The sequence below is a fragment of the Pseudoteredinibacter isoporae genome, assembly GCF_011602085.1.
Classification (GTDB): domain Bacteria; phylum Pseudomonadota; class Gammaproteobacteria; order Pseudomonadales; family Cellvibrionaceae; genus Pseudoteredinibacter; species Pseudoteredinibacter isoporae.
The window spans coordinates 1,107,360-1,133,366 of record NZ_JAAONY010000001.1; the positions used below are offsets into that span (position 1 = coordinate 1,107,360).

General features: G+C 49.6%; 23 protein-coding genes. 16 read left to right on the top strand and 7 right to left on the bottom strand.

All coding sequences use genetic code 11. From position 1 onward, the window contains the following. Nucleotides 1-156: 156 nt before the first annotated feature. Nucleotides 157-1,191 (bottom strand): AraC family transcriptional regulator, encoded by a 1,035-nt coding sequence (locus G8768_RS04805; protein ID WP_166850509.1) that lies wholly within the window; start codon nucleotides 1,189-1,191, stop codon nucleotides 157-159. Nucleotides 1,192-1,353: 162 nt separating this feature from the next. On the opposite strand from G8768_RS04805, the gene G8768_RS04810 reads away from it, so the two are divergent. Further along, a complete protein-coding gene (locus G8768_RS04810; protein ID WP_166850506.1) occupies nucleotides 1,354-1,737 on the top strand; it encodes an MAPEG family protein in 384 nt (127 codons plus the stop codon). Nucleotides 1,738-1,813: 76 nt separating this feature from the next. Here the strand turns inward: G8768_RS04810 and G8768_RS04815 are convergent, their stop codons facing one another. Beyond that, nucleotides 1,814-2,755 carry a LysR family transcriptional regulator gene (locus G8768_RS04815; protein WP_166850501.1) on the bottom strand — a complete coding sequence of 314 codons (942 nt, stop codon included), beginning with the start codon at nucleotides 2,753-2,755 and terminating at the stop codon, nucleotides 1,814-1,816. Between the two features lie 183 nt (nucleotides 2,756-2,938). Between G8768_RS04815 and G8768_RS04820 the strand changes: the two genes are divergently transcribed. The 14 genes from G8768_RS04820 (at nucleotide 2,939) to parE (ending at nucleotide 18,017) form a co-directional block, all read left to right on the top strand. Next, complete coding sequence (locus G8768_RS04820) at nucleotides 2,939-4,480, top strand: arylsulfatase (protein WP_166850498.1); 1,542 nt, start codon at nucleotides 2,939-2,941, stop codon at nucleotides 4,478-4,480. 155 nt (nucleotides 4,481-4,635) lie between these two features. Beyond that, the gene (locus G8768_RS04825; protein ID WP_166850495.1) at nucleotides 4,636-5,601 is read left to right on the top strand and encodes an AAA family ATPase; all 966 of its coding nucleotides are present in this window, start codon (nucleotides 4,636-4,638) and stop codon (nucleotides 5,599-5,601) included. After that, nucleotides 5,601-6,551 carry a DUF58 domain-containing protein gene (locus G8768_RS04830; RefSeq protein ID WP_166850492.1) on the top strand — a complete coding sequence of 317 codons (951 nt, stop codon included), beginning with the start codon at nucleotides 5,601-5,603 and terminating at the stop codon, nucleotides 6,549-6,551. Before G8768_RS04825 ends, G8768_RS04830 begins: the two co-directional genes overlap by 1 nt. Beyond that, entirely contained in the window at nucleotides 6,548-7,198 is a 651-nt protein-coding gene (locus G8768_RS04835; RefSeq protein ID WP_166850489.1) for a DUF4381 family protein, read from the top strand. The genes G8768_RS04830 and G8768_RS04835 overlap by 4 nt, the downstream gene beginning before the upstream one ends. Beyond that, a complete protein-coding gene (locus G8768_RS04840) occupies nucleotides 7,185-8,225 on the top strand; it encodes a VWA domain-containing protein (protein ID WP_166850486.1) in 1,041 nt (346 codons plus the stop codon). The genes G8768_RS04835 and G8768_RS04840 overlap by 14 nt, the downstream gene beginning before the upstream one ends. After that, complete coding sequence (locus G8768_RS04845; protein ID WP_166850484.1) at nucleotides 8,218-9,132, top strand: vWA domain-containing protein; 915 nt, start codon at nucleotides 8,218-8,220, stop codon at nucleotides 9,130-9,132. The genes G8768_RS04840 and G8768_RS04845 overlap by 8 nt, the downstream gene beginning before the upstream one ends. A gap of 3 nt (nucleotides 9,133-9,135) precedes the next feature. Continuing rightward, nucleotides 9,136-9,825: a tetratricopeptide repeat protein gene (locus G8768_RS04850; protein ID WP_166850482.1), complete on the top strand. Its 690-nt coding sequence runs from the start codon at nucleotides 9,136-9,138 to the stop codon at nucleotides 9,823-9,825. Further along, nucleotides 9,822-11,213: a BatD family protein gene (locus G8768_RS04855; RefSeq protein WP_166850479.1), complete on the top strand. Its 1,392-nt coding sequence runs from the start codon at nucleotides 9,822-9,824 to the stop codon at nucleotides 11,211-11,213. The genes G8768_RS04850 and G8768_RS04855 overlap by 4 nt, the downstream gene beginning before the upstream one ends. After that, the gene (locus G8768_RS04860; protein WP_166850476.1) at nucleotides 11,177-13,348 is read left to right on the top strand and encodes a cytochrome c3 family protein; all 2,172 of its coding nucleotides are present in this window, start codon (nucleotides 11,177-11,179) and stop codon (nucleotides 13,346-13,348) included. Before G8768_RS04855 ends, G8768_RS04860 begins: the two co-directional genes overlap by 37 nt. Before the next feature lie 16 nt (nucleotides 13,349-13,364). Continuing rightward, nucleotides 13,365-14,021 (top strand): NUDIX domain-containing protein, encoded by a 657-nt coding sequence (locus G8768_RS04865; RefSeq protein WP_166850473.1) that lies wholly within the window; start codon nucleotides 13,365-13,367, stop codon nucleotides 14,019-14,021. A 26-nt stretch (nucleotides 14,022-14,047) separates the two neighbouring features. Further along, nucleotides 14,048-14,503, top strand: a complete 456-nt coding sequence (locus tag G8768_RS04870) for a DUF1249 domain-containing protein (RefSeq protein WP_166850470.1) — start codon at nucleotides 14,048-14,050, stop codon at nucleotides 14,501-14,503. Nucleotides 14,504-14,630: 127 nt separating this feature from the next. Further along, nucleotides 14,631-15,443, top strand: coding sequence for a 3',5'-cyclic-AMP phosphodiesterase (gene cpdA, locus G8768_RS04875; protein ID WP_341800971.1), 813 nt, complete (start codon nucleotides 14,631-14,633; stop codon nucleotides 15,441-15,443). Between the two features lie 52 nt (nucleotides 15,444-15,495). Then, nucleotides 15,496-16,092, top strand: a complete 597-nt coding sequence (locus G8768_RS04880) for a YqiA/YcfP family alpha/beta fold hydrolase (protein ID WP_166850466.1) — start codon at nucleotides 15,496-15,498, stop codon at nucleotides 16,090-16,092. A gap of 41 nt (nucleotides 16,093-16,133) precedes the next feature. Next, nucleotides 16,134-18,017 (top strand): DNA topoisomerase IV subunit B, encoded by a 1,884-nt coding sequence (parE, locus tag G8768_RS04885; RefSeq protein ID WP_166850463.1) that lies wholly within the window; start codon nucleotides 16,134-16,136, stop codon nucleotides 18,015-18,017. A gap of 241 nt (nucleotides 18,018-18,258) precedes the next feature. Here the strand turns inward: parE and G8768_RS04890 are convergent, their stop codons facing one another. From G8768_RS04890 to G8768_RS04910, 5 genes are all read right to left on the bottom strand, one after another. Continuing rightward, nucleotides 18,259-19,407 (bottom strand): GGDEF domain-containing protein, encoded by a 1,149-nt coding sequence (locus G8768_RS04890; protein ID WP_166850459.1) that lies wholly within the window; start codon nucleotides 19,405-19,407, stop codon nucleotides 18,259-18,261. Between the two features lie 283 nt (nucleotides 19,408-19,690). Further along, a complete protein-coding gene (locus tag G8768_RS04895; protein WP_166850455.1) occupies nucleotides 19,691-19,885 on the bottom strand; it encodes a YgaP family membrane protein in 195 nt (64 codons plus the stop codon). Between the two features lie 12 nt (nucleotides 19,886-19,897). Next, complete coding sequence (locus G8768_RS04900; protein WP_166850452.1) at nucleotides 19,898-21,163, bottom strand: DUF1302 family protein; 1,266 nt, start codon at nucleotides 21,161-21,163, stop codon at nucleotides 19,898-19,900. A 71-nt stretch (nucleotides 21,164-21,234) separates the two neighbouring features. Continuing rightward, nucleotides 21,235-22,041, bottom strand: a complete 807-nt coding sequence (locus G8768_RS04905) for an outer membrane lipoprotein-sorting protein (RefSeq protein ID WP_166850449.1) — start codon at nucleotides 22,039-22,041, stop codon at nucleotides 21,235-21,237. After that, nucleotides 22,034-24,589: an efflux RND transporter permease subunit gene (locus G8768_RS04910; protein WP_166850445.1), complete on the bottom strand. Its 2,556-nt coding sequence runs from the start codon at nucleotides 24,587-24,589 to the stop codon at nucleotides 22,034-22,036. The genes G8768_RS04905 and G8768_RS04910 overlap by 8 nt, the downstream gene beginning before the upstream one ends. Before the next feature lie 253 nt (nucleotides 24,590-24,842). Between G8768_RS04910 and G8768_RS04915 the strand changes: the two genes are divergently transcribed. Next, a complete protein-coding gene (locus tag G8768_RS04915) occupies nucleotides 24,843-26,003 on the top strand; it encodes a M24 family metallopeptidase (RefSeq protein WP_166850442.1) in 1,161 nt (386 codons plus the stop codon). Nucleotides 26,004-26,007: the final 4 nt, after the last annotated feature.

The window sequence follows — 26,007 nt, forward strand, 5'->3', positions numbered from 1 at the left end:
AAGCAAAGTGCCTGATGCACCGAGTTTGCATATTAGACGATGCTGCGGCAAAAAAGAGCAGGCAGCTTCCAAAATTTAGCCGCTAATTTTAGCCAGTTCACCGCAAGTGGTCGACTAAGTGGCCTTAAAGGATAGCAAACGTGCCGTAAATAATTGTTAATTGGGCGCTTCGTCCTGTTTCAGGTTCCTGCGCTGGGCTCGCCATTGTTGTGGGCTGATTCCCTGCCACCGTTTAAAACTGCGAGTAAATGCACTGAGTTCCGAGTAACCCAATACCGCGGCAACGTCGGTTAAGCGGTAGTGCGGCTCGGATAAGTAATCCAGGCTGAGCTGGTAACGCACGCCATCAATCATGTCCTGGAAATTGGTGTCTTCTTCCTGCAGGCGTCTTTGCAGGGTGCGTTTGCTGTAGCCGATGGCGCGGGCCACGCTTTCCAGTTTGCACTGACAGCTGGGCAGCATAATGCAGATGACATGTTGCACCTGTTCGATCAGGCTGTCCTTATGGCGACGTTCCAGATATTGTCGCAGCAGTTCAGGCAGGGCTCGCGCCGATTCCGCAATGGGTTGTTCGAGCTGACTGGGTTCGAATGAGAGGCCAACATATTCGTGATTAAAGCCCACCGGACATTTGAAAAAACGGCTGTAAATGCTGGCGTGGTCACAACCGTCATGTTGTAAGTAAGCCGCGCGTAGTCGCAAGGGTTCGCCATACAAAATTTGTAACAGGTTGTAGATCAGTGCGAGGGCGTGATCCTGCAGGGCCTGACTTTTGGCAATGGCTTCGTACTCGCAGTGAACAATGAACTGTACGATTTCACCTTGCTTCCGTATCTCGAGGCGGATCATCTGAACGTTAAATTGCAGATGATCGGCGAGCATCTGCAGAGCTTCTCCAATGGTTTGGCTCTCGGTCGCCATGATACCGATCGGGCCATAAACACCAACGGCCTGGCGACTGGCCAACTCAAGGCAGAAGCTGGGGCTTTTCAAGCGTTCACGGGCCAGGTCCAGCAGGCGCACATGGCGATCAAAGGGATTCAGTGTGCCGCTTTGCAGGTGCAGGGTTTTGTTATTTTCAGGCAAATCCAGTCCTGCTTCTCTGTACAAAGCAGCCGGATCACCGCCCAGCTCGCTAACGTACTCGCTGAAGCCGTCTAAATACTCACTGTTAATCAGGGGGACTGACATGGCCAAGTATCTGTGATGAAAAATCCAATTGTGTTTTTCTGGCGCTAAAAGTCAATACGTAAACGAGAATTCTCGGAACTTGGGCTAATATGCGCGCAGGGTGACCTCCTAAAAGGTGTCCTCCTAAAATAATAACAGTGCAGAAATCATTAAGGACTCATCATGAACGCAATTGCTTTGTATATGTTGTTTAATCTCTTGCTATTGGGGTTGACCAAGGCGCCTGTCGCTATCGCGATGGCACGACTCGGTCGTTACAACAATGCCTCTCCCAGGGATCAGCAGACCGAACTCAGCGGCTGGGGGAAGCGTGCGCTGGCGGCGCATCAAAACGCTATTGAGGCGATTCCGATTTTTGGCTTGGCTTTGCTGACAGCCGCCCATTTGGAATTGCCCATGGAAGATCTTCACTTGTACGCCGGTGGTTTTGTGATATCGCGGGTGTTGTATCAGCTGTGCTATCTCGCCGATTGGGCAACCCTGCGCAGTATTGTGTGGATTGCAGGCTATGGTTTCTGCGTCGCGCTGGTAGCGAGCTCACTGTAGACTTGAACAAGGTGGGGGTGGTTGAGCACCCCCTGAATCCCGGCTCTCGACTTTCAAGTTGCCTTACGGCAGGGCTTCACAATAAGGCTGTTGATCGAAACAGTCGCTCTTCTCTGAAAAAATGTGACATCAATTCCACCATTACCCCGCGCAGCCACAGATGAGGTTGGCTGTTGATGCTGCGACGATGCTGAATAATGACGGTTTCCAGGGTCGGATAACCAAGCTCAAGAGGCATGGTTTTGCAGACAAAGGCGGAGTCCTGAAGCTCGACCGGGTTATCGGCCACTACCATCAGGCAATCCGTCCTGCGAATTACGTTGAGCGCGGCTGACAAAGATGATGTCTCCAGCACGATATTACGTTGCCGCCCGCTCTGATTCAGAATCTCATCCACGACCCCGATATTGGCGTGGGTTATCTGGGCGACGTAAAGACGTACATGGGCGTAGTGAAGGTAATCTTCGAGAGTAATTTGCTCCTTTGCAGCAAGGGGGTGATCGGCACGCATCGCACACACCACCTCGCCAAATCCCACGCTGGTTTTAATCAGGTCTTCGGACATGGAGCGGTTGATATGAATAACAAAATCCAGCTGGCCTGAACCCAATTGTTCAGTGAAATCCGTTGTGACCTCTGAAATGGTCAAGCTGGTTCCGGGGGCCTGCTCCTGAAGGGTAATACTCAAGTCGGGAATAAGCTGCTCCAGAATCACACCGGGGCCAGCGATGTTGAATCGCCCATGGTAAGACGCCGGGGCAAATTCCTTCGGGTGTACCAGATTGCTGATTTGGTCCAGAAGTTCCGGTAGCCGTTGCTCCAGTTGTTTCGCTCGCGGAGTGGGTATCAAACCGTGGGAGGATCGGGTAAACAAGGGATCGTTGAGTTCCTCGCGCAGCTTTTGGAGAGTTTTGCTCATGGCGGGTTGTGAGACATGCAGGCGTTTGGCGGCATGGGTAACATTCCGCTCTTCCAACAGAACACGTAAAGCGGTGAGTAAATTCAGATCTGGTCGCATGGTCATTTATCCTGGAAAGACATTCCTTTTGGTTATGATAAGTCAGGAAAAATTCGATTTCAATTATGTCTGTTATTTGTTTAGAGTGCATAAGATGCATCTGATCGGATGAGCACTTGCGTGTGCCTTCCTTAAACAGGTGCTCATTATCTGAACGATAACGATAAAAGAGGCATAAAGACAATGCTTAAGTCCATACTGAGAGGGATGGCGGGAGTGCTAGCCCTGGGAGCCAGCTGGACCGCTGTCGCCCAAGATCGCCCAAATATTCTAGTATTTTGGGGCGATGATATTGGGATCACCAACATTAGTGCCTACAGCCATGGCTTAATGGGTTATCAAACCCCGAATATTGATCGCATCGCCCGAGAGGGTGTGATGTTCACCGATTATTATGGCGAGCAGAGCTGTACTGCTGGTCGCTCGGCTTTCATTACCGGTCAGAGCCCCATGCGCACAGGCTTGTCCAAAGTAGGATTGCCCGGTGCTGATAAAGGCCTTCGAAAGGAAGATCCTACCTTGGCCTGGATGCTGAAAGACAAAGGCTATATGACCGCCCAGTTCGGCAAAAACCACTTGGGTGACCGCGATGAATTTCTGCCTACCAACCACGGTTTTGATGAGTTCTTCGGCAATCTCTACCATCTGAATGCAGAAGAAGAGCCGGAAGATCCTGATTACCCTCAGGTGCCGGGTTTCCGAAAACGTTTTGGCCCGCGTGGTGTGGTGCACTCCTATGCGGATGGCCGTATTGAAGATACCGGTCCACTGAATCGCAAGCGCATGGAAACCGTCGACCAGGAATTTGTTGACGCTGCCATGGGTTTTGTCGACAAGGCGCATAAAGCGAAGAAACCGTTTTTCGTTTGGGTGAACACTACCGGCATGCACTTTCGTACGCATCCTGCACCGGATACCAAAGGTAAATCCGGTCAGGGGTTCTACAATGATGTGATGGTGGCCCACGACGAAAAAGTGGGTGCCATGCTGGATCAGTTGGACAAGTTGGGCATTGCGGATAACACCATCGTGTTTTATTCCACCGATAATGGTGTGCACTACAACACTTGGCCCGATGCTGGCATTACTCCCTTCCGGTCCGAGAAAAATACCAACTGGGAAGGCGCCTACCGTGTACCTGCGATGATTCGTTGGCCAGGTAAAATCAAGCCGGGTATTTCCAATGAAATTGCCTCACATCTGGATTGGTTTCCAACCATGATGGCGGCCGTCGGGGAAAAAGACATTGGTAAGCAATTGCTCAAGGGCAAGACGGTCAGTGGTCGCAATTATAATGTGCACCTCGATGGGTATAACCTCTTGCCTTATCTCACCGGCAATGCGAAGAAGTCACCGCGCAATCACTTTATTTACTTGTCGGATACTTCGGATATTGTTGGTATTCGCCGTGAAGATTGGAAGCTGGTTTACGCCGAGCAAAGAGCCAAACGATTTGATGTCTGGCGTGAGCAATTTGAATTCTTGCGTATCCCCAAGTTGTTCAACTTGCGACGTGATCCTTATGAACGTGCGGATGAGCATTCCAATTCCTACAACGAATGGTGGGCTGACAAGACTCTGCCACAATCGGCAATGGCAATGGGCGTGTTAGTGCCATTCCTGCGTTCTTTCCAGAAATATCCGCCGCGTCAAAAGCCGGATACCTTCACAATCGATAAGGTTGTTGAAGATGCCAAAATCTGGGACAACGTTCAGTACAAATAAATCACTGACGGCTTTTCTGTAAAAGCCGCTGGATTTATGACAAGCCTTTGTCGGCACTGTTTTGCATATACCCAGCCCAGTGCTGGGTTTTTTGTTATGCTGTAAAGGCCGGAACAAATAACATATAAAAAGTAAAAACAGGTAATAGGTTGATCATGGATGCTTTGCGTCAGGAATTTGCTGATTTACGTAGCAGTTTGCACGAGCGTTTAGTGGGGCAAGAAGCCTTGCTGGATTCCCTGTTGCTGGCGTTGTTGTGCAATGGCCATATTCTACTGGAAGGCTACCCAGGTACCGCAAAAACCCGCCTGGTAAAACTGCTTGGACAGAGCATTGAAGGCAGCATGGGGCGTATTCAATTTACTCCGGATCTCTTGCCTTCTGATGTCAGCGGTGCCGAAGTGTTGCATCAGGATAATGCTGGCCAGCATTTGAGTTTCCAGGAAGGGCCGATTTTTAATCATCTGGTGTTGGCTGATGAAATCAATCGCGCGCCCGCTAAGGTGCAATCGGCGTTGCTCGAAGCGATGGAAGAGCGTCAAGTAACAGTTGCTGGAAAAAGTTATCCCTTGCCGGAAGTGTTTCTGGTCGTTGCTACTCAGAATCCCATCGAGCAGGAAGGTACTTATCCCTTGCCGGAGGCGCAATTGGATCGCTTTTTGTTAAAAGCACGTATTGACTACCCGAGTGCGGAAGACGAGCTCAATATTATTCGCATGGTGCGTTCCGAGGAAGACAGTGTTCCGGCGCTGAGAAAAACCATGAGCCAGGAACATCTGCTGGCAGCGAGAAAGGCCTTCCAACAAGTGCATATCGCGCCTGCTATTGAGCAATACATTGTGAATTTAGTGATGGCGACTCGCCATGTCGATTTGTATCCCGAAAGCCAGTTGTCCGCTTATCTCCAGCTGGGCGCCAGCCCGAGGGCGAGCATCGCATTGGATAAATGTTCGAGAGCCAAAGCCTGGATGGCTGGTCGTGACCATGTATTGCCAGAAGATGTCGCCTCGGTATTGCCAGAAGTCTTTGCCCATCGCATTCAATTGAATTATCGCGCCCAGGCTGAATCCTACACGAGTGCAGATGCCTGTCGAGAATTGCTGGAGCAGGTCCTCGTCTGATGTTTTTCCGGGCTCGCGCAACACTTGATGCCGCTCGCCTGGTCAAAGCCGGTGTCCAGCTGGATATGGATTCGTTGCTGAAGCAGGCCGTGCTGTCCGACGCTTTATTGCCTTTGCTGTTTCAAGGCCTGCTTGGGCCATTGTTGGGGCATCGCAGTGGTCCTAAAAAAGGCAGCGGCCTGGATTTTTCTGAACTGAATCATTATCAGCACGGCGACGATGTGCGTCATATCGATTGGAAGTTAAGCAGTCGAAAGCAAACGCCGTTTGTTCGCCAATATCAGGAAGAAAAAGAACAGCGTTTCGAGCTTATTGTCGATCAACGAAGTCCTATGCTGTTTGGTTCTCGCGGTGCAAGTAAAGCGGTTGTTGCCGCTAAGTTGGTGGCCCAGATTGGCTGGCAGGCGATTCAGCAGGGCGACCCTTGTGCCTGCACCATCGTGTCGACATCCGGTATCCAACAAGGAAAATCCAGTCGCAGCTCAAATAACTGGCTCTCCAGCTTGAACCGATTGGTTGATTGCAATCAAACACTTCACGCCTCCCAGCCAAGGAAAGAAGCGTTACTTGTTGAGTGTCTTGAAGAGCTTTTGCAAACCCGTTGCCGAGGGCGGCATATCTATTTGATCAGTGACTTTTCCGGTCTCGACAAGCCTGAGCTGGGGAAGGTTTTAGTGCAGGCACTGAGCGCCCTGGCTCGCCATAACAGCGTTCGAGTGCTGTTTGTATTTGATGAGTTGGAATATGAATTTCCCCGTTTGGGTTTTTTGCCCATTTCTGATGGCACCCATCATGCGGAGATCAACAGCTCTGATCCTGAGTTAAGTCTTGCGCTAAAAGACGCCTTTGCACTTCGGTTTCATCCTTTACAGCAATTGGCCTTAACAGAGCCCAATATTCAACTTCTGGCGTTTGATGGCTTTATGCAATATCGAGAGGGTCTGCTATGAAGAGTGGGCTCTCTGAGCAAAGCGTAACAGACGAAGCTTTTGATCAAGCCGAATCAACTGCTGTGGAGCTTGCCATGGAGGCCCCTAAACCGGACTACTGGTTTCAGGGTTTTGGCAATGATTGGTTGGAACATTTTTACGAACTGGATTCCATTACTGAACAATTACCCGGTACTTGGGAAATGTATCTGCCAAGCCAATGGGGTGTTTGGTTTATTGTGACTTTGTGTGCGTTGTTACTGTTACGTTTTTACAGTGTAGAGCGACTGGAGCGGAGCTTGAATGCATATCGACAAGAAGCTCAAAGACAGCTCTCGGAAATATCTTCAGATGTCTCAAACGGTAAGCTCGACTCTACACAAAAATTATTACCTCTGTGTAAACGCTGTTTGCTGGTGTTTAGCGAGCGTTCCGATTTGTCTCGGCTCAGTTTGTCAGAACAGCGAAAATATATGAACAGTCTGATTCCTGAGGTGAAACAAAAAAAAGAATGGCTGCTGAACGATGAGGATTTTTTGCTATTGGAACAACTGAGCTATGGCCCGGATCCCAAGAGCATTTCTTCCGATCATATCGTTGATGTGCTGCGTCGTTTGGAGTATTGGCTCTGCTGGCATCAGCCCGGAGGCAGCTATGTTGATGTTTGAGAATCTCTGGGCTTTCCTGCTGTTACCGGCCCCTTGGTTGGTACGCAAACTGGCGCCTGCCTACGGAAGCGAGAGACGATCGTTGAAGGTGCCGTTTTTTGATGCGCTCCTTGAACAACAGGGGCAACTGCTGCAAACCCGGGCTGTTCAGCGTCGCCAAAAAATACAGGTCTTTTTGCTCTTATCCGTGTGGTTTTTATTGCTTGTTGCATTGGCAAAACCGGTTTGGTTGGCAAAGCCGGTGGAAGTGCGTGAGCCTGCCAGGGACTTATTGGTTGCTGTAGATTTGTCAGGCTCAATGTCAGAACAGGACTTTGCCCCCGAGGGGCAAGAGCCTATGTCTCGGTTGCGCGGCGCCAAGCAGGTTTTGGCCGAATTTGCCAAGGCGCGCGAAGGTGATCGTTTCGGCTTGATGGTTTATGGCGACGCCCCCTATTTACAATTGCCGTTCAGCGAAGACAAATCCCTGTTTATTCAATTACTGGAAGAAAGTCGTGTTCGAATGGCTGGCCCTAAAACCATGCTGGGTGATGCCATCGGCTTTGCCTATAAACATTTTCAACACGATGCCGAGAACAACCTTGAAACCACAACTCAGAGAAATAAAGTGTTGTTATTGCTCAGTGATGGCAACGATTCAGGGAGCCGAGTGCCACCAAAAGAAGCCGCGAGACTGGCGGCCGGTCTGGGGATAAAAATTTACCCGGTTTTGCTGGGCAATGTGGATGCGATAGCTGAGCAGGCTGTCGATCAGGCGCAGCTAAAGGCATTGGCTGATATTACCGGTGGTCGATATTTTCACGCGCAGAACCGTGCAGCGCTGGCGCAGGTGTCAGCGATGTTGGACCGTTTGGAACCCAGCCGCTATGCGATCCACTATTATCAGCCCAGTAAAAATCTGTTTTTCTGGCCAGTATTGTGTTCGATTTTACTGGTTTACCTTGTGCATTTTTATCTCGCATTTCAGACCATAAAACAAAGACGGGAAATTGAGGCCGGCCGGTCCGGAGAGTTGGAGTATGAGTGAGCTTCTTCTCGACGGACAGAATTTTCACTTTCTTCGTCCTTGGGTGTTGGCGTTTCTGATGCCGGCATTATTTCTGTACGGACTTGCGCGTTGGCGCGCTCGTCAGAACAGTTTGTGGGGGCGAATTATTAAGGCTGAATATCTGGAGTTGCTGGCGGTTGATAGTCAGGGGCAAGCCTGGTTGAACCCGGCGCGATTGATGCTAATCAGCTGTGTGATCGCCACTCTAGCAGCCGCGGGACCGAGCTGGCAAATGAAAGCGAATCCTTTGCAGCAAAGTCAGCAGGCCATTTTTCTGCTTCTGCAATTAAATGCCAGCACAGAGGAGGGTGGTGACGAGTCGCTGCTGCGCAGTAAACTGAAGGTGCAAGCGTTGATGGATGCCCACAAATCTATCCCGATGGGGGTGATCGTATTTTCGGGCAGTGCGCATACGGTATTGCCTTTAAGCAAAGATCAACAGGCGATTCATTTGTACCTGGCCGATTTGCGAGCCGAAATCATGCCGGAAGACGGATTTCGCCCAGACCTGGCTTTTGCCGAGCTTGAAAGGCAAATGGATCTGCAACGTTATCCCCGCAGCAGCATTATTGTGGTCGGCAATGATGAAACCATGATGTCTCCAGCGGCTTTGAAGCCCTGGGGGCAAAGCCTGTTAAACATTCACTGGTCAACGAAGGCCCATAAACTGGATGAGGTTTATCAGCAACAGGGCTTCCAGCAAATTCTAATGACAAACAGCCCGGAGGATGTGCACCAAATAAGCAAGCTGTTAAAACGACAGCAATTGAGTCAGGCCCAAGGAGAAGAAGATCGTTGGCACGACGCCGGCTATCTGTTGCTTTGGCCGATGCTTTTTCTGGCATTGCTGTGGTTTCGCCGCGGTATGGTTTTGAGTTGGGCATAGATCATGTATTGGAAAGGTCGAAAGAGCATTGCGCGCATCAGGCTGTTATTCGATAGCAGCCTTGGTGTTTTGCTGCTCGTCTTTTTGTTGGCGCATGGTTTTGCTTATTTTTCTCCCGAAAAAAATATCGCTGATATCTGGTGGAGTAAGGAGCAGCAGGCCGCCCAGAATTGGCAGCAAAAAAATTATCAAGCGGCGGCGCGACTCCTGGAAGGCTCTTCCCTGGCTCCCTATGCGGCCTATGCCAGTGAGGATTTTACGAGCGCAGCTCGGGGGTTCGCACAGCAACACCATGCGGCTGCCTATTTTGCTCTGGCGAACAGTCTGGCCCATCAGGAAAGCTATGACGAGGCTATTGTGGCGTATCGTATGGCGCTGGCACTTCAGCCGGATTGGCCGGCGGCACAGTTCAATCGCCAGCTTGCGGATGTACTAAAAGACAAGCCTCGTCAACAAAGAGATCGAGAGCAGGATACCAAAAGTGATTTTGCGGCCGATGATGTTTCCTTTGATCTGGATAAGAAAAACAGCGATCAAGCTGTAGATGACGCTTTGGCAACAGGGGATCTAAGTGAACATTCTTTGAGAAAATTGTGGTTGCGCCAGTTAAATCGAAAACCTGTGGATTTTCTACAAAGGAAATTTGCCTACCAGTGGCAGCAACAAAAAAACGCCCATGAGGAGTCGCCATGAAAAAGCGTCTTCCTCAAATGTATTGCCGCTTCTTTATACTGACAATCTTGTGTGTTCTCAGTGCCAATTCTCTTGCAGTAGATACCTCGGCTGCCTTTGTGCGCATAAGTCTGTTGGGGGAAGGTCATGAGTTTCTTCAGGGGCAGGAACGTCAGCTGAGCGTAAAGCTGTATACCGAAACCTGGCTGCGCAAAGCACCCCGTTATCCAGAAATTACGGTTGATGGTGCGTTGGTCGTTCGCCCTTTGTCCTTTGCAACTCATGGTCAGGAAACCATAGAGGCGCGGGACTATATTGTTCAGGAGCAGATTTATCGGATTTACCCCCAGCGCTTGGGTGCCTTCTATGTGGCACCAATTCAATTGTCGATGAGCCTTGCACGGTCCGGTCGTGCCGTGCAGCCCTTAATATTGCACAGTAATGATTTGATCTTTACGGTCACAGAAAAGCGGGATGACCTGGTTGCCGATGAGGGGCAGCTGCAGGAAGAATATCGTTTGATTGCGGGCGAACGCTCGACAGTGCTTTCACCGGGTGACACCTGGTCTTTGGAGCCTGGTGATGTTGTCGAACGCAAAATAAGACTCACGGCAAAGCAGACGACGGCGGTGCTGTTGCCAGCTTTTACACAGTTGTTTAGTGAAAGCTATCGCAATGCTCCGTTTTTTGATGAGGCTCAATTCAGTCAACAGGACGTCACAGGTGGAAAGGTTTTTCGGCGAGTATCGCAACTGGATGATCGTGAAAACCGGGGTGAGTTTCTCGCGATAAGAGAAGAAATCTGGCGTTATGAATTCAATCAGCCGGGAGACTTCACAATCCCCGCCTTGGCATTAAGTTATTGGGACAGCAGTGATGGGGCTCAGCAAATGCTGGCGCTGCCCGAACAAAAGATCAAACGAGTAGGTGTTTTTTCCCGGGCGAGCGTTGTTTGGCTTGGAATGTCGATCTTATTGGTGCTGATTGGATGGTGGTGTTTCAATCGTTTGGGCATTGGGCGCTGCTTGGCTTCAGTATGGCGGCAGAATTTGAGGAAGCGAGCCAATCCTGAGCGAGAAGCCTGGCAGGCACTGTGTGCGTCGATTCGAGAGGCGGGGGGCAGCAAGGTTTATCAGCGCTTCCATCAGTGGTGGCGATTTTGGAAGATGGGCCCCGAGGGTTTCGACGCTCTGGTTACACATCGTTACGATCTGCTACCAAAATATCTGTCCACGCCCTATAGTCCAGATAACAGTGCTGGTAAAATGGCGGCTTTAAGCGCCATTGAACAGAGACAGTTAATCAATGAATTGCAAGAGCTCCGTGATTGTTTAAAAGGAGCCAGAAACCCCATAGCCACCGATAAGAACCTATGTTTGCCCCCGTTAAATCCACCTCCGAAGGTCTGACTTGTCTGCTGCAACATCTGCTTTGCGCTGTATTGTTGTTATGTGGGGTATCTTCACAAGCTCAATGGCTGGGCAGTGAGCAGTGTAAGCATTGTCACGAAAAAGAATACCAGCAGTGGCAGGGTTCCCATCACGATTGGGCAATGAAGCCCGCCGAAGCACCGTTCGTGCTGGGTAACTTTAATGATATAACTTTTGAGCATTTTGGGGATAAGAGCCGTTTCTATCGTGAGGGCAAAGATTATTTTGTAGAAACCCCAAATGCCCAAGGTAAGCAGCAGAGTTTCAAAGTGGCTTACACTTTTGGTTTTTACCCCTTGCAGCAATATTTATTGCAACTGCCTAAAGGGCACTTGCAAGCCCTGACTATTGCCTGGGACTCTCGTCCCAAAACTGAAGGCGGGCAACGCTGGTTTCACCTTTACCCCAATGAACAAATCAGTGCGGACGATCCTCTTCATTGGACGGGTGCCTATTTCAATTGGAACAGCCGTTGCGCTGAATGCCATTCCACCAATCTGAAACGCAATTATCAGCCAAAAGATCACAGCTATCAGACTCAGTGGTCCGAGATCAATGTGGCCTGTGAAGCTTGCCATGGTCCAGGAGAAGAGCATGTTAAGTGGGCGACGGCGGGTGTCGGTGGTGACGATAAAAAAATCAGTCGGCTTCATGCGAAGGGTCGTTGGATTCTGAATGTCGGTGAATCCATTGCCCGGCGTGAACAGGGACCACGAAAAGCCGGTGAGCAAAGTGAGCAGATCAGTGTTTGTGGCAGCTGTCATTCCCGCCGCCGTTTATTAAGCGAAAAACGCGTACATCATGCAGGTGAATCTTTCTCTGCACAGCATGCAATTCAGAGTCTGGTTGAGCCTATGTATCACCGGGATGGCCAGATACGCGATGAAGTGTTTGTGCTGGGCTCCTTTATGCAGAGCAAGATGTATCAGCACGGTGTGGAATGCAGCAATTGCCATGAGCCTCACAGTCTGCAATTGAAAGCACCCGGTAATGCAGTATGCAGTCAATGCCATGTGCCCGCGGTTTATGATCAGCCCAAACATCATCGTCATCCGAAAGGCAGTGCCGGTGCGCAATGTGTGAACTGCCATATGCCGGAAACCACGTATATGGTGGTTGATCCCCGTCGCGATCACAGCCTGAGAATTCCCCGTCCGGATTTAAGTGACGAATTGGGCAGCCCAAATGCTTGTGTGCAATGCCATCAGGATCGCAGTAATCAATGGGCGAGTGTGCATTTTAAAAACTGGTTAAAAGAGGCAGGCAAAGCGCTGCCTGAAAAGCCGGCTCTGGCGGAGACCGAGCCTCGTAAATTATTGTCTCGTTTGAGCCAGGAGCCACCGATTGTTGCAGCCAGTATTCTTGAGCGTTTGGCGCAAGCGCCAAGCAATCAATCCTTGTTGGTCGCGCAGTCACGTTTGCATCACGCTGAACCTCTGTTGCGCGAAGCTGCTGTGAATTTTCTGGCGGTCTTGCCATTGCCCCAGCGGGTTCAGGAATTGCTGGCCAGTTTGAACGAGCCGGAGATGGCTGTGCGGCTGGCGATTGCTCGGCAAACTTTGGGGGCGGATTTATCTGCGCTTGATAGTGAACAAAGTCAGGCATTAAAAGGTCTATGGCAGGACTATTGGCAAAGCTTGTTGTTTCATCAGGATACTGCCGCCGGCCAATTGAATTTGGGTTTGTATCATTTAGCCTTTGCTCAGCTCGACCTGGCTGAAAAAAGTTACCGAAAGGCTATCGTTATGGAACCATTGCACCTGGGTGCCCATTTAAATTTGGCAGACTTGTTGCGACAGCGCGGAAAAACCCAAGAGTCTTTAGGGTTATTGCAAAAAATAAGTCGTGCGTTGCCGCAAGCCGCAGCGGCGCAACATGCATTGGGTTTGGCATTGGTGCGCCATAAACAATATTTGCCTGCCTTACAGGCTCTGGCGGAAGCGGCCAAACTTGAGCCAAATAATGGACGCTATCAATATGTTTACGCCGTTGCTCTACACTCAACCGGGCGAAGCAAAGAAGCCTTGCAGCAAATGCGTTTGATGGCGAAAAAGTCGCTGTTGGATGCTCAAGGGCAGCAGTTTTTACGGCAGCTTGAGCAAATCAATCGATAGTGGAATTGGAGACTTAATGACATCTACATCGGATAAAGGGCTATTGGCAGGCAGCCAATTTGAGGCAGAAGACGTCGATGTTGTGAGCCAGGAATGCGCCTATGGTGGCTTCTTTGAAATGCAACGTTGGACATTGCGTCATCGATTATTTTCAGGCGACTGGACAGAGGCTTTCCAAAGAGAGATTTTTCGCCGCGGCAATGCTGTTGCGGGAATTATTTACGACCCCTGGCGTGATGAAATTGCTCTGATAGAGCAGTTCCGAATTGGCGCCCACGATAGCCCTGCCGGGCCCTGGTGCCTGGAGGTCGTGGCAGGAATGATGGATAAGGACGGAGAGGCGCCAGAACAGGTGATGGCGCGTGAACTGGAGGAAGAAGCTGGCCTGAAAGCTCGGCATATGGAGTTTATCTGTCGCTATTTATCCAGTCCGGGAGGGACCGATGAAGAGGTTTTCCTCTATGCTTTGATGTGCGATTTGAGTGGCGCCGGCGGTGGAATTCATGGTCTCGATGAAGAGCATGAAGATATCCGCCTGCTGGTTTTTTCTGCGCAAGAGGTGTTTGCTGCTATGCTTAACGGAAGGATGAATAACGCGGCGACTTTGATTGGTTTACAATGGTTGCAGATGCATCGTGAGCGACTCCGAAAAGAAGTCGCTAAACTGACGTAAAGCCGCCATAAGTTGAATATATTTTTATGAAGTCCCGTTATAAAGTTGATCTTAAAGGCCTGCAGGCTGTGTGTGGTATGAACTATGCCAAGCTGCTTCGTTTGATGCCTGGGCGAGAGCAACGTGACAGTTGGGAATACAGTGCAAGTCCAAACGGGGCGCACACCATTACCATCCGAATTCTGGAGCGGGCACCTTACACGACAACCATTGCGGTAGAGCAGCAGGGTAAAATCAATAAGTGGTTGCAGGATTTGTCATTGGGCGTGCGAATTTATCACGATGCTGAAATGGCCGAGGTGGTGAATTGGGCGCAATACCGACAATTTTTAGGGCGTTATCCCTACCCGAATAAAGATATGCATCAAATGGACGAAAAAACCCAGTTGAATCAATTCCTTTCGGATTGGTTGAGCCTGTGTATTGCACAGGGTCACAGTTTGGAATATCCAAACTTCACTAAACTGGGTGAAGGGATATAAAGTAAAATTTGAATTCTTGTGCCATATTTAAGGTTGCCGGGAATTATTAAGTTAGGGTTCAGTCGTTGGTGCTAAATTTGCTCCAAAGAACACGCCTGATGCTTGGGTGTAAAATAAAGGTAATGCGGTGATTCTACCCATTAATGCGGAACGTCCCACACGAATTCTGCATATAACAGATTGCCACTTAGGTGCTAAGTCCGGAGAAACATTGCTGGGCTTAAATGTTGAGGCCAGCTTTGTTGATGTGCTGGAGCACGCCCTTGTCCGTGAAGAAACCCCCGATCTGATTTTGGTGACTGGCGACATTGCCGGTCACGCTTCTGCCGAAGCTTACGAGCGCTTCAGTTATCATGTTGAAAAAGCCTTTCCGAATGTGCCCTACGTGTGTGTGCCAGGCAATCACGATACTCCTTCATTAATGGCCTCGGCATTTCCTGAATCGGCTTTGCCCAGATCGGTCGAATTGGGTGACTGGTTAATTGTGTTATTGGACTCAACCATTCCGAATTGCGAACACGGTAATCTGTGCGATGCCGAGCTGGATTTTTTGCAGCAGGCATTAGCGGATAATCGAGACAAGCACATTATCGTTTGCATGCATCATCAGCCGATGGCGGTTGGCTGTGACTGGATCGATCAGTATCAGGTGGCCTCAGCCGATCGTTTTAAGGCATTGGTGGCTGAAGCCGGCAATGTTGAAGTGGTGTTGTGGGGACACATTCACCAGGTTTTTGAGAGTGTTATCGATGGTGTGCAATATATGGCCAGTCCATCGACCTGTATCCAATTCAAGCCCAATTCGGTGGATTTTGCCCTTGATCGCAAGATGCCGGGCTATCGCTGGTTCGAGCTGGCGGGAGAAGGGCAGTTTGGTACCCGGGTTGAGCGCATCAGCGAGCGAAATTACCCCATAGACTACAGCTCCAATGGCTATTAATATCCTAGCCTTGGAACAGCGGCACAAGGCGGCTGTGCTTTAGGATACAAGAATGCCCGCTCTGCTCTACATCCACGGATTTCTCAGCTCTCCCAATTCCTTTAAGGCCCTTCAGGTAAAAGACTGGTTGCAGCAGCACCGCCCCGATATCGAGTATCACTGTCCGTTTCTCACGGTTTATCCTGATCAAGTCCAGGCTGAACTGGATGCTTTGGTGGCGGATGTTCAGTCCAGAGGGCAGGATTTGTATTTGATGGGCAGTTCCATGGGGGGCTTTTGGAGCACCTATCTGGCGGAACGCTACGACCTGCCAGCGCTGTTGATCAACCCGGCGGTACGACCTTCCATGCTGATGCCTGAATACATTGGCAAGCCATTGAAGAACTACCATACCGAGGACCGCTACACGCTCGCAGCGGAGCATATCGAGCAATTGAAAGCGCTGCTGTCCGAGCACATTACGCGCCCTGAAAACTACTGGGTGTTGCTGCAAACTGAAGATGAAACCCTGGACTACCGACAAGCCGAAGCCCTGTATCAGGACGCCCGGCTGACCATTGAAGACGGTGGCGATCATGCCTTTCAGGGTTTTGAACGATTTATCGAGCCGGGCATAGAATTCCTTGCCCAGCACTACCCGAAGGCCTAGCGCCTCGACGATAATACAGAAGCAATAAGGATCCTGTATTTATGGCAAATTATAATGCCGAAGATATTGAAGTATTAACCGGCCTCGACCCCGTAAAAAAACGTCCGGGGATGTACACCGAAACCACTCGCCCAAACCATCTGGCACAAGAGATTATTGATAACTCGGTGGATGAAGCACTGGCGGGTCACGCCAGCCAAATTGAAGTGGTGTTGCACAAAGATCATTCCATGACCGTGACCGATGACGGTCGAGGCATGCCTGTCGATATCCACCCGGAGCAGGGCGCTCCCGGTGTGGAAGTGATTCTGTCTACGCTGCACGCCGGTGGTAAATTCAGTAACGATAACTACCAGTTTTCAGGTGGTTTGCATGGTGTGGGGGTGAGTGTTGTTAACGCACTCTCCAAACAATTGCTGGTCACCATTCGCCGTGGCGGCGAAGTGCACCAAATGGAATTTCGCGACGGTGACAAGCACAGCGATCTCGCCGTAATCGACAGCTGTGGTAAGCGTAATACCGGTACCGCCGTTAAATTCTTGCCCGACCCGCAGTATTTCGACTCCAATAAATTTTCCATCTCCCGTATGCGGCATGTTCTGCGTGCGAAAGCGGTTCTGTGCCCCGGATTAAAAGTTGTTTTTAAAAATGAGCAAACCGGTGAAAAAGACGAATGGCATTATGAAGATGGCCTGCGTGATTATTTAAAAGCTGCAACCCAAGGTTGGGAAGTGCTGCCCTCTGATCCCTTCGTGGGCAGTTTCAGTGGTGATACCGATGCCGTCGACTGGGCCGTGCAGTGGTTGCCCGAAGGCGGCGAAATTACCCAGGAAAGTTATGTGAACCTGATTCCAACGGCCCAGGGCGGTACCCATGTGAATGGTTTACGCTCAGGCCTGTTGGATGCCGTACGCGAATACTGTGAGTTTCGCAATCTTCTGCCGCGTGGTGTGAAACTGGCGCCGGACGACATCTGGAATAACTGCTGTTTTGTATTGAGCGCAAAAATGGCTGACCCGCAGTTTTCCGGTCAAACCAAAGAACGTTTGTCTTCCCGCGAAGCGGCCGCCTTTGTTTCCGGAGTGGCAAAAGACGCGTTTGGTTTATGGCTGAACCAGCACACTGAAGAGGGCGACAAGCTCGCGGAATTTTGCATCAGCAATGCGCAAAAACGTGTTCGCTCCTCGAAAAAAGTCGCCCGTAAAAAAGTGACTCAAGGCCCGGCGTTGCCCGGCAAACTGGCGGACTGTTCCAGTGGTGAGCCTGAGCGTGGCGAATTGTTTCTCGTGGAAGGTGACTCGGCGGGTGGTTCTGCCAAGCAGGCCCGTGATCGAGAGTTTCAGGCCATCATGCCGCTGCGCGGTAAAATTTTGAATACCTGGGAAGTCGACAGTTCTGAAATTCTGGCGTCCCAGGAAGTGCATGATATTTCTGTTGCCCTGGGCATTGATCCAGGCAGTGATGATCTTTCCAAGCTGCGTTACCACAAAGTCTGCATTCTTGCGGATGCCGATTCCGACGGTTTGCACATTGCTACGCTGTTGTGTGCGCTGTTCCTGCGTCACTTCCGTCCAATGGTTGCGGCGGGGCATGTTTATGTTGCTATGCCTCCCTTGTACCGAATCGATGTGGGCAAAGACGTTTACTATGCCCTCGATGAAGCAGAGAAAGCCGGTATTCTTGAGCGCATTAAAGCCGAAAAGAAAAAAGGCAAAGTGGGGGTTCAGCGTTTTAAAGGTCTGGGTGAAATGAATCCGATGCAACTGCGCGAAACCACTATGGCGGTCGATACTCGCCGCCTGGTGCAATTGGTTCTCGATCCAGGCGACGATACCAATCAGGTAATGGACATGTTGTTGGCCAAAAAGCGGGCGGGTGACCGTAAGGTCTGGTTGGAGGAGAAGGGTAATCTGGCGGACGTTTAGTCTCCTGCCGATTTCAATAAAAGTTTATACCTTTCGAGCAGAAGTTTGTAAGGGGTATCGGGTAAGCTTATAAAGCTGAATGTAATTGGGGCAGGGACGCGCCATGTGTGAAGATAAAGCTTGCTACCCGATGGCTTATTTCTCGCGCAAAAATTTAAATAGAATCATCTTCGATGCTTTTTAGCTGCAATGCGCCTGATCTAAGAGAAGAGGGCTGATGAAGTGTCTCTGGATTATCCCTCTATGCGCGACTCTTACAGCGGTGATAGCTGTTCTCGTTGAGCGCAGATGCGAGCAGTGCTTCATCGATCTCGTTGGATGAGACGACTTGGTTACGCCCACCCCGCTTGGCTTCATATAAACATGTGTCTGCAAGCTTTAGCCATTTGCTTTCATCAAAGCCTAGCTCCAGCATGGCTACCCCTGCACTAATCGTGACCGAATTATCAGGTAAAAGATTTAATTTCTCTACATCTACTCTTACGGTTTCAGCCAGCCGCTTCAGTGGACTGGGCTGAAAACCCTTGGCAAGGAGTAAGAATTCTTCTCCGCCGATACGCATGGCTTTTATGTTTCCGAGTTCTTCGGCTCTATTGAGTACTGAGGCGATGCCAATTAATACATTGTCACCTTGTGCGTGCCCATACTCATCGTTAATAGCTTTAAATAAATCGACATCCAACATGACAACGCCATAGGCAGATTCCGGATTATCTAAAAAATCCGTCATTGCCTGTGTAATTTGTTCAGACATGTAGCGCCGGTTTTTAAGCCCAGTCAGTGAATCGGATTTAGATTGTATGGAAAGGCGGTGTTGAAGGTTGAGGAGAATCGCCAGGATTCCATAGGAGATTCCCATAAGTACAAGCGCTGCTCCGACAAATTCAAATGCAATACCAAAAATCCCGGTGTTGTTATAGAGTAAAAAGCCACCGATAGTGATCATGATAAGGTTGTACGGAAGTGAGATGGATTTCTTCACGACGATTGCATGACCCATGATCATAGGAAATAGCCAATAACTGGATGGCACACCTTGAACATAAATATTGCTTAATAAAATGGCGGAGAGCGTTACGGTGAATATTGCTGGAGGTAAAGGCAGAGGAGTTTTACGAAAGTACTGATACAGAGAGTAACCTACCACCAATAAAAAAATCGCATCCAGGACAGTCAGTAGAATTTGCCCTTGATTGTAGTGATACATCGTGCTGGGAATGATCACAAGAAAGGCAGCAACTGAAACAAGCAAAATAACTTTTTGCTGAGACTCCGGCAGCTTGTCTGGCGATGACAGTAACGCCCATAGATCAATTTGAAATTCGAAATTGGTATTATTTTTCTCAGATCCGGATTTTAAGGGTATTGATCGCGACTTTGAATCTGGCATCTTTCCTTAGTCCAATTTAACACGTTATGCTGTCCGAAAGACTTATTTACTGCTATATCAACTAATTTTAGACTGTTTTGCCAGAATTTTCTCATGGAGTTTTTGGCATTAGGGCTCAAGTGACGGTATTGCTTCTGTATGCGACCTGTTTTATTGCTTGATCAATTGATTGGTGATTGTGTGTCAGGCTCTTTGAGCGGCAAGTCTGTAAACTTGCCGGCCTGGTGGGGTTTGCATTGCTCAGTTTGGGTTAAAAGTGATGAATCTGTCTCAGATAGACAAGTTATGGAGTGTCTTTGAGTCCAAACTTCCTCAAGATATCAGCCATCAAGCACCAGTTTGTGAAACCCGACTGAAATAAATTAGCACCGACAAAAAACGTAAAAGCGAAAAACCAGGGATTAATGGTGTAGCCAAGTGCAACACTTAGCATAATAAACGTGCCTGCGATAATGTGCAGGCTGCGATTTACGGTCATGATGTTCTCCTGTTAGTAGCTGAAGCGAACTCGAAAATACACACTGCTGGAAGGTTTGAATTGTCCCCACTGTTGTTGCAGATTGCCGCCGCCAAACTCATTGGCGCCCAGCGTGAAACTCCATTGGTCGTTATGGCGATAGCTGATTTTGGGCTTGAGATAAAAATCATTTTCGTCGGGTGAGTAGAAGGCAAACAGAGACCAGCTTAATTTCTGCTGCATGCTGAGATAGTTCAATCGCAGAGTCAGATTATGATGCCAGCGGTTCGCTATTGGCATATTATCGGCTTGGCTTGCCTTGGCAGCGGCATAGTCCAAAGTGAGCTCGCTGAACCACTGCATGGCGGCGGTAAAGTCGGGCATTAATTCCCGTTCAAATCCCACCAATATTTTCAATTGGCTATTGGGGACCCAAGGGTTTGTGCCAGATTGATCGTCTCGCGATTGCCAGTAGGCAATTTCAGTATTGGCAATGCCGCCTGCCACTGGGGCACGAATACTGGCGCCATAAGTGTTGAGTGCTGAAAAGTATTGAAGTCCATTATCGGGATTAAAACTACTCGGTTGTGTGTATAAGCCACGATAAAAATAAGCAGCGTACTCAATGCTCTTATGATTTTTGGTCAGGCGCAGCGCCAATTGCCCATTGCTTAGCTGGCGGCCAGGTTCATCGGCAATTACGCGGGGTGAACTAACGGGTTCAGAAAATTCCGGATGGGCATAAGCAAAGCGCTCGCCGCTGATATAAATGTCAGAATGAAATGTCGGTGTCCAAACAATGTCAGCGTTAAAGGCATTGCTATAGTAGCTGAACTTGGCGCTGGTGGAAGGTGACTTGAGGTATTCATCCTCGCGCCCGGAAAACATAGCCTGCCAGTTTTTAGGAAAGAAATCATTGAGAAACACAAAGTCACCGGTTCCCCAAGTCAGTATCTGTTTGCCCAATCGTAAATTAAAAGACTCGTTAATAGCCGTATCGATGTATAGTTCTCGCCAATTCAGTTGCAGGGGATTGTCATCAACATCGTCGTAAAGCAACTCCAACTTTGCACTGAGATATTGTTCACCCCAGTAGGTAGATGCTGACACTTGATTGCGCCACTCGGTCAGGCTGTTGCCATTCGGACTGGGGCTTGGCTTGCTGAATGCACCCAAAGCGAATTCGCTGAAACCTCGCCATTCAACAGTGGTTTTCTCGCCGCTCCAATCGGTGTCTTGCCAGCTGTCTTCCCACAGTTGGTTTTCTTCGCTGGACGTTTCGGGCAGTTGTGCTTGCACAGGGTTGCCCACTAGACAGAAGGCCAGACAGACTCCGATCGCGAATACATAGCTGAAAGGCGATAGAAAACTCACTGATTTTGTAACCATTTTCTGGGCGGCATGCGAAGGGAGCGTTCGCTGAAAATCGCTTCGGGTATTCCCAGACTGTATTCGATATTTCGCATTTGATTTATGCTGAAGCTGCCATCACGCAAATTCTCGGCTTTCATTTCAACAATGGTGGGCAGGCCTTGAACAACTGTGGTTTTACGCACAGATAGCCTACGATATTGTTCTCCGCTTGGGTCATAATACTCGGCTTGAATCGGCAGCAAAGTCTTCTTGTCGATGCTGATATGATAGTAAGCAAACTCAACACCGCTGGTGTCCTTGGGCGTGGCCTTGAGTGTCCATTGGGCCTCGTTCTGTTGAATGATTTCATAGCTGTCCGCATGAATGTCCCGCCCAGAAATATCCTCATAGAAAAACGTTGAGCCCACAAAGCTCGTGCGTTTGTCCCCTGCTGCAATTCGTTTTAGTAAATCCAGGCCGGGGAGATATAGCCAGCGATCGTCGTCCCTGCCAGGGTGTTTATTGACGAGAAAGCTGGTGCGTGCGACATCACTGGGTCGAGAGAACACCAAAAGAAATTGCTGGTCTCCTCCTTTTTCCACATTGCGGCGCAAAATTGAAAACTGACGCATTTGCTTTCGCCCCTGTTTGTCGACAATCAACATGCGTGCCTGGGCGCGACCATCGTCACCGGCATAAACCGTGGCGAGGTTTGAACGTTGAATGATGTCCATAGCATCGCTGGTGCCCGAGCTTTCTGAAAACGTGAATGGCACACTGAATAGCAACAGAGTGCCAAAGAAACGATTGATCCAGTTAATCATGGGAAAACTCTCCGCTGTGCTGCTTGCCTTTCGGGTTGCTCGAAGCAAACAGAGATTTGTTCATTACCGAAATAACACTGGGTAGCAGCAGTAAGCTGCTGATACAGGAAATCGCCATAATGGATGCCAGAAAGAGACCTACGGTTTGGTAAGGAACGAGTGGTGCCAATAGCAACGGTGTAAAGCCAAAAGCGATCACAATGGCATTGCGGCTGATGGCGCGACCGGGCTCCTCAAACATGGCCGTTAAGGTATCTGGCCAATTTCCGTGTTCTTTCATCAGTGCTCGGCAGCGCTCAATAAAGTGAATGGCAAAATCGATGCTCATGCCCAGAGTCAGGGCCGATAGCACAGCGACGGGCATATCGTAGTTTTTGCCGCTGAAACCGATCAGGCCGTAAATCAAACTGATGGTGATGCTGAGTGGCAGCATGGCGATCAGGCCCCAGTTGATGGAACGAAATAGCAACATCATCATCAGGGCTACAATCACAAAAGATGACAACAGGCTTTCCAACATGCCACTGACCATTGCATCCTGCCAGGCGACATTGATATAGGTCAGCCCACTCCAGTTCACTTCCAGCCCTTGCGGTGGAGGGTTATTTTCAAACCATGTGCCCATGGCCTCCAATACGGCGTTCATATCTTGATTGTCGCCGGATTTCAGTTGCAACCAAATCACCGAAGATCGATAGTCGGGCGTTACAAAATGCCAAATGTCTCCCGGACGGTGAGAGCCCTGGAACGTCAGAATCGCTTGAGCCGTTGCCTGACGGTTTTGCGGAAGTTGATAATGCTCTGCGCTACCGGAATGCAGTTCCCGATTAACCGTTTTCAGAAGATCAACCAATCCATTGGTTTTACCCACATTGCCAGTTTCCATTAACGCGGCCTGTACTTTTTCAAGGTAAGTCAGGTACTCGGCCTGTAGAAACAGGCGTTGGGTATCGCCTGCTTGATCAATTACCAGCGATAGCTCGTCCCACCAGGGCAGATCCTGGTCGTCGGCAGTCATTTGTTGGTCGATTAAGGCGCTGGCGAGATCATCGTTACGTGCCTGCAAAGTTTTGAACCGGCTCTGGATGTGTTCCGGAGCCCTGAGCAAAACCGCGTTCAGGGCGGATGTCTCTTCATGGCGTGGTGCTGCGCTGAAACTCAAATAAGCTTCATAGGTGCCTGCAAAATGCTGATTCAGAACCCGGTCGGCTTTACGAATAGGGTGTTGGCTTTCAAACCAGTTCATGGGATTGTCGTTAATATTGATGCGACTGATGCCGGCGGCTGAAAACATCAGGCTTGCGATGGCCATTAGAATAATCAGGTAACGGAAATTCTGGCTGAAGCCTGGTAACAGCCGTAATAGACGAGCCAGAACGCTATTGGGTTTTTCATCGCTATGAACTCGTCGGGCCATCGCGGCCAGCGTTTTATCAGACAAGCTCGACATATAAGCGGGCACCAGCGTGATGCTGAGTAAAAACGCAATACCAATGCCGAGTGCAACAAAGCTGCCGAAGACCTTCACCGGTGGAATGTCAGCGGTGTTGAGTGAAGCGAATCCAACCATAGAGGTGATCGAGGTAAACAGCATGGGCTGAAACAGGTTTTCCACCACCTTGCGAGCCAACGCTTTTTTATCCATGCCCGGCCGGTAATGATCATTAAACTCCGAGAGGATGTGGACAGAATCCACAACAGCGATGGGCATCAAAAAAATCGGAATCATTGATGACATGATGTGCACTGGAAAGCCCAGGCCGATCATGCTGCCCATGGTGATAATGACCGTGGCCATCGCCACAATCATCGGCGCCGTTACCAATGCGAGTGAACGGAAGAAAAACAGCATCAGGGCGAAAATTAGCAAGCCGGCGGCTGGCGCAGAGATGGCCATTTGCTTGAACATTTCCACACCAAACGTATCTTCGGCAACAGGCAGGCCGGTGATGTGAAATTGTTCATCACCCTCGGGCAGTTGTTTTATGACGGTCAGAAGTTCCTGATAAATCCGGTAACTTTGATCCTTGGAGACAATGGGAATGTAAAGGGCCGCCGCCTTGCCATCTTCAGATACCAGTGTGTTATTTAGCAGGGGGAGGCGTTTTACCCATTCTGCAATTTGTTTGGCAGCCTCATCGTTTTTTGGGGGCTTGCGCATCATCCAGTTAAATGCGATCTCGCCATTTTCACCCTGGGTGATGTTGTCGCTTTGGGAGAGGCTCATTAAATCATCGTCAATAACGCCCTCCATAGCCAGTGCGGCCTCACTGACATGGGCCAGTTTCCAAAGGCTGCGAGCGTTGAACACCCCTTGTGGATGCTGTTCATTCACGATCCCCAGCACGACCATATCGGACAGACCAAAGCGTTGTTTGATTTCCTCATGGAGCAATCGGGTGGGGTGCTCATGGGGCAGCATGTTTTCAGGGTCGGTATCGACCGAAATTCTCGGAAACATGGCCAGCGCCAACAGGCATAACAATCCGGTTACCCAGAATACGCGTTTGGGGTGATCGAAAGACCACTGCATCAGGCGGTGTTTCATAGTATTACCAATTCAATGTTTATCTAAATTAGTATTATCTAATGTATTGGATTTGTAAAGTGCTGGATTTACAAAGTAGTGGGATTCAGGTGCCAGATAACTGGAGGGTCAAATCCGGGGATTGGCGCGACAAAAGCGATAGAAGCTCGAGATTGGCGATTTCGGTTTTGCGGCACAAAAAGTCGATTCTGCGGCAGAGTGCCAAGCGATTCGCTCGGCTACCATGGAGGAAACTTCCACGGAGAATATGACCATGAGCCCAGCTGCGCACAGCCAACACCCGGACAACAAAGAGGTTCAGGCTCGCATTACCAAGCTTCAACAACAACTGCTGAGGCAGGAATTGGACTTCTACTTATGCCATGAGCCCGCCAATATTTTTTACTTATCCAATTTCGCCAACTTTGTGCATGAAAGGCCTTTTTTACTATTGATTCCTTCAGCGGGGCAGCCCATTTTTATCGCGCCCAAGTTAGAGTTGGAACATGTGAAATCCCGGGTGGTGATCGACCTGGAGTATGCCGAGTATCTCGAATTTCCAGCCACTATAGGTAATAACTGGTACGACCGTTTGGCGGATCATGTTCAGGAACATCACCGGATTGGGGTTGAGAGTCAGTGTCCGTTGTCGGTATATCGGGCGTTAGCGGGCACAGCGATACAAAGCGATATGGTTGAGGAGTTGAGAGCGATCAAATCGGAGTTTGAAATCCAGCGCATTCAATATTGCTGTGATCTGTTAACGCTTGGGCATCAAACTTTGTTGGATATGGCCTATCCAGGCCAGCTTCCGCTGTTGATTCACAAGGAGGTCTCATCGCAATTAATGCAAAAACTGCTGTTGGAAAACCCCGCCGCGAATCTCATTAACAGTAAGTTCAATGCGGTGACGCAAGTTGGGGCTATGTCAGGTGATCCTCATAATTTTCGAGAGGTGTTTGCCAGTCTGAACGAAGGTGGCCCAAACGTCACCATAGTTCAAGGGTTGGCGAATGGCTACGGTGCTGAACTGGAGCGCACTTTTTTCATTGACCGGATTCCCGAGGCCGCCCAAAAACCCTTTGAGGCGATGTTGGAGGCCAGAAGACTGGCTTATGATCTGCTCAAGCCGGGTCAATGCATGGCGGATATTGATCATCAAGTGAATCAGCGTTTAAGGGCGCTGGGCTATGGTGACAATCTGTTGCACCGAACAGGCCACAGCTTTGGCGTCACTGATCATGAAGGTCCTTTCCTGGCAGAAGGTTATGAAAAAGAGATCAAGGCCAATATGGTATTCAGTATCGAGCCGGGCATTTATATTCCAGGTGTCGGAGGCTTTCGTTTTTCAGATACGGTGCTGATCACCAAAGATGGTTTTCGTAAAATGACAAGCGCGCCTGAGAGTCTGGAGCAGCTCATTGTTAAAGGATAGGCGG

What these genes read in the sequence shown, in the direction of transcription:
- G8768_RS04895 (WP_166850455.1), bottom strand. Translation starts at nt 19,885, where the DNA reads ATGACCGTAAATCGCAGCCTGCACATTATCGCAGGCACGTTTATTATG.
- G8768_RS04855 (WP_166850479.1), top strand. Translation starts at nt 9,822, where the DNA reads ATGAAAAAGCGTCTTCCTCAAATGTATTGCCGCTTCTTTATACTGACA.
- parE (WP_166850463.1), top strand. Translation starts at nt 16,134, where the DNA reads ATGGCAAATTATAATGCCGAAGATATTGAAGTATTAACCGGCCTCGAC.
- G8768_RS04870 (WP_166850470.1), top strand. Translation starts at nt 14,048, where the DNA reads ATGAAGTCCCGTTATAAAGTTGATCTTAAAGGCCTGCAGGCTGTGTGT.
- G8768_RS04850 (WP_166850482.1), top strand. Translation starts at nt 9,136, where the DNA reads ATGTATTGGAAAGGTCGAAAGAGCATTGCGCGCATCAGGCTGTTATTC.
- G8768_RS04880 (WP_166850466.1), top strand. Translation starts at nt 15,496, where the DNA reads ATGCCCGCTCTGCTCTACATCCACGGATTTCTCAGCTCTCCCAATTCC.
- G8768_RS04830 (WP_166850492.1), top strand. Translation starts at nt 5,601, where the DNA reads ATGTTTTTCCGGGCTCGCGCAACACTTGATGCCGCTCGCCTGGTCAAA.
- G8768_RS04820 (WP_166850498.1), top strand. Translation starts at nt 2,939, where the DNA reads ATGCTTAAGTCCATACTGAGAGGGATGGCGGGAGTGCTAGCCCTGGGA.
- G8768_RS04915 (WP_166850442.1), top strand. Translation starts at nt 24,843, where the DNA reads ATGAGCCCAGCTGCGCACAGCCAACACCCGGACAACAAAGAGGTTCAG.
- G8768_RS04835 (WP_166850489.1), top strand. Translation starts at nt 6,548, where the DNA reads ATGAAGAGTGGGCTCTCTGAGCAAAGCGTAACAGACGAAGCTTTTGAT.
- G8768_RS04805 (WP_166850509.1), bottom strand. Translation starts at nt 1,191, where the DNA reads ATGTCAGTCCCCCTGATTAACAGTGAGTATTTAGACGGCTTCAGCGAG.
- G8768_RS04860 (WP_166850476.1), top strand. Translation starts at nt 11,177, where the DNA reads ATGTTTGCCCCCGTTAAATCCACCTCCGAAGGTCTGACTTGTCTGCTG.
- G8768_RS04840 (WP_166850486.1), top strand. Translation starts at nt 7,185, where the DNA reads ATGTTGATGTTTGAGAATCTCTGGGCTTTCCTGCTGTTACCGGCCCCT.
- G8768_RS04865 (WP_166850473.1), top strand. Translation starts at nt 13,365, where the DNA reads ATGACATCTACATCGGATAAAGGGCTATTGGCAGGCAGCCAATTTGAG.
- G8768_RS04825 (WP_166850495.1), top strand. Translation starts at nt 4,636, where the DNA reads ATGGATGCTTTGCGTCAGGAATTTGCTGATTTACGTAGCAGTTTGCAC.
- G8768_RS04810 (WP_166850506.1), top strand. Translation starts at nt 1,354, where the DNA reads ATGAACGCAATTGCTTTGTATATGTTGTTTAATCTCTTGCTATTGGGG.
- G8768_RS04845 (WP_166850484.1), top strand. Translation starts at nt 8,218, where the DNA reads ATGAGTGAGCTTCTTCTCGACGGACAGAATTTTCACTTTCTTCGTCCT.
- G8768_RS04910 (WP_166850445.1), bottom strand. Translation starts at nt 24,589, where the DNA reads ATGAAACACCGCCTGATGCAGTGGTCTTTCGATCACCCCAAACGCGTA.
- G8768_RS04815 (WP_166850501.1), bottom strand. Translation starts at nt 2,755, where the DNA reads ATGCGACCAGATCTGAATTTACTCACCGCTTTACGTGTTCTGTTGGAA.
- G8768_RS04890 (WP_166850459.1), bottom strand. Translation starts at nt 19,407, where the DNA reads ATGCCAGATTCAAAGTCGCGATCAATACCCTTAAAATCCGGATCTGAG.
- G8768_RS04905 (WP_166850449.1), bottom strand. Translation starts at nt 22,041, where the DNA reads ATGATTAACTGGATCAATCGTTTCTTTGGCACTCTGTTGCTATTCAGT.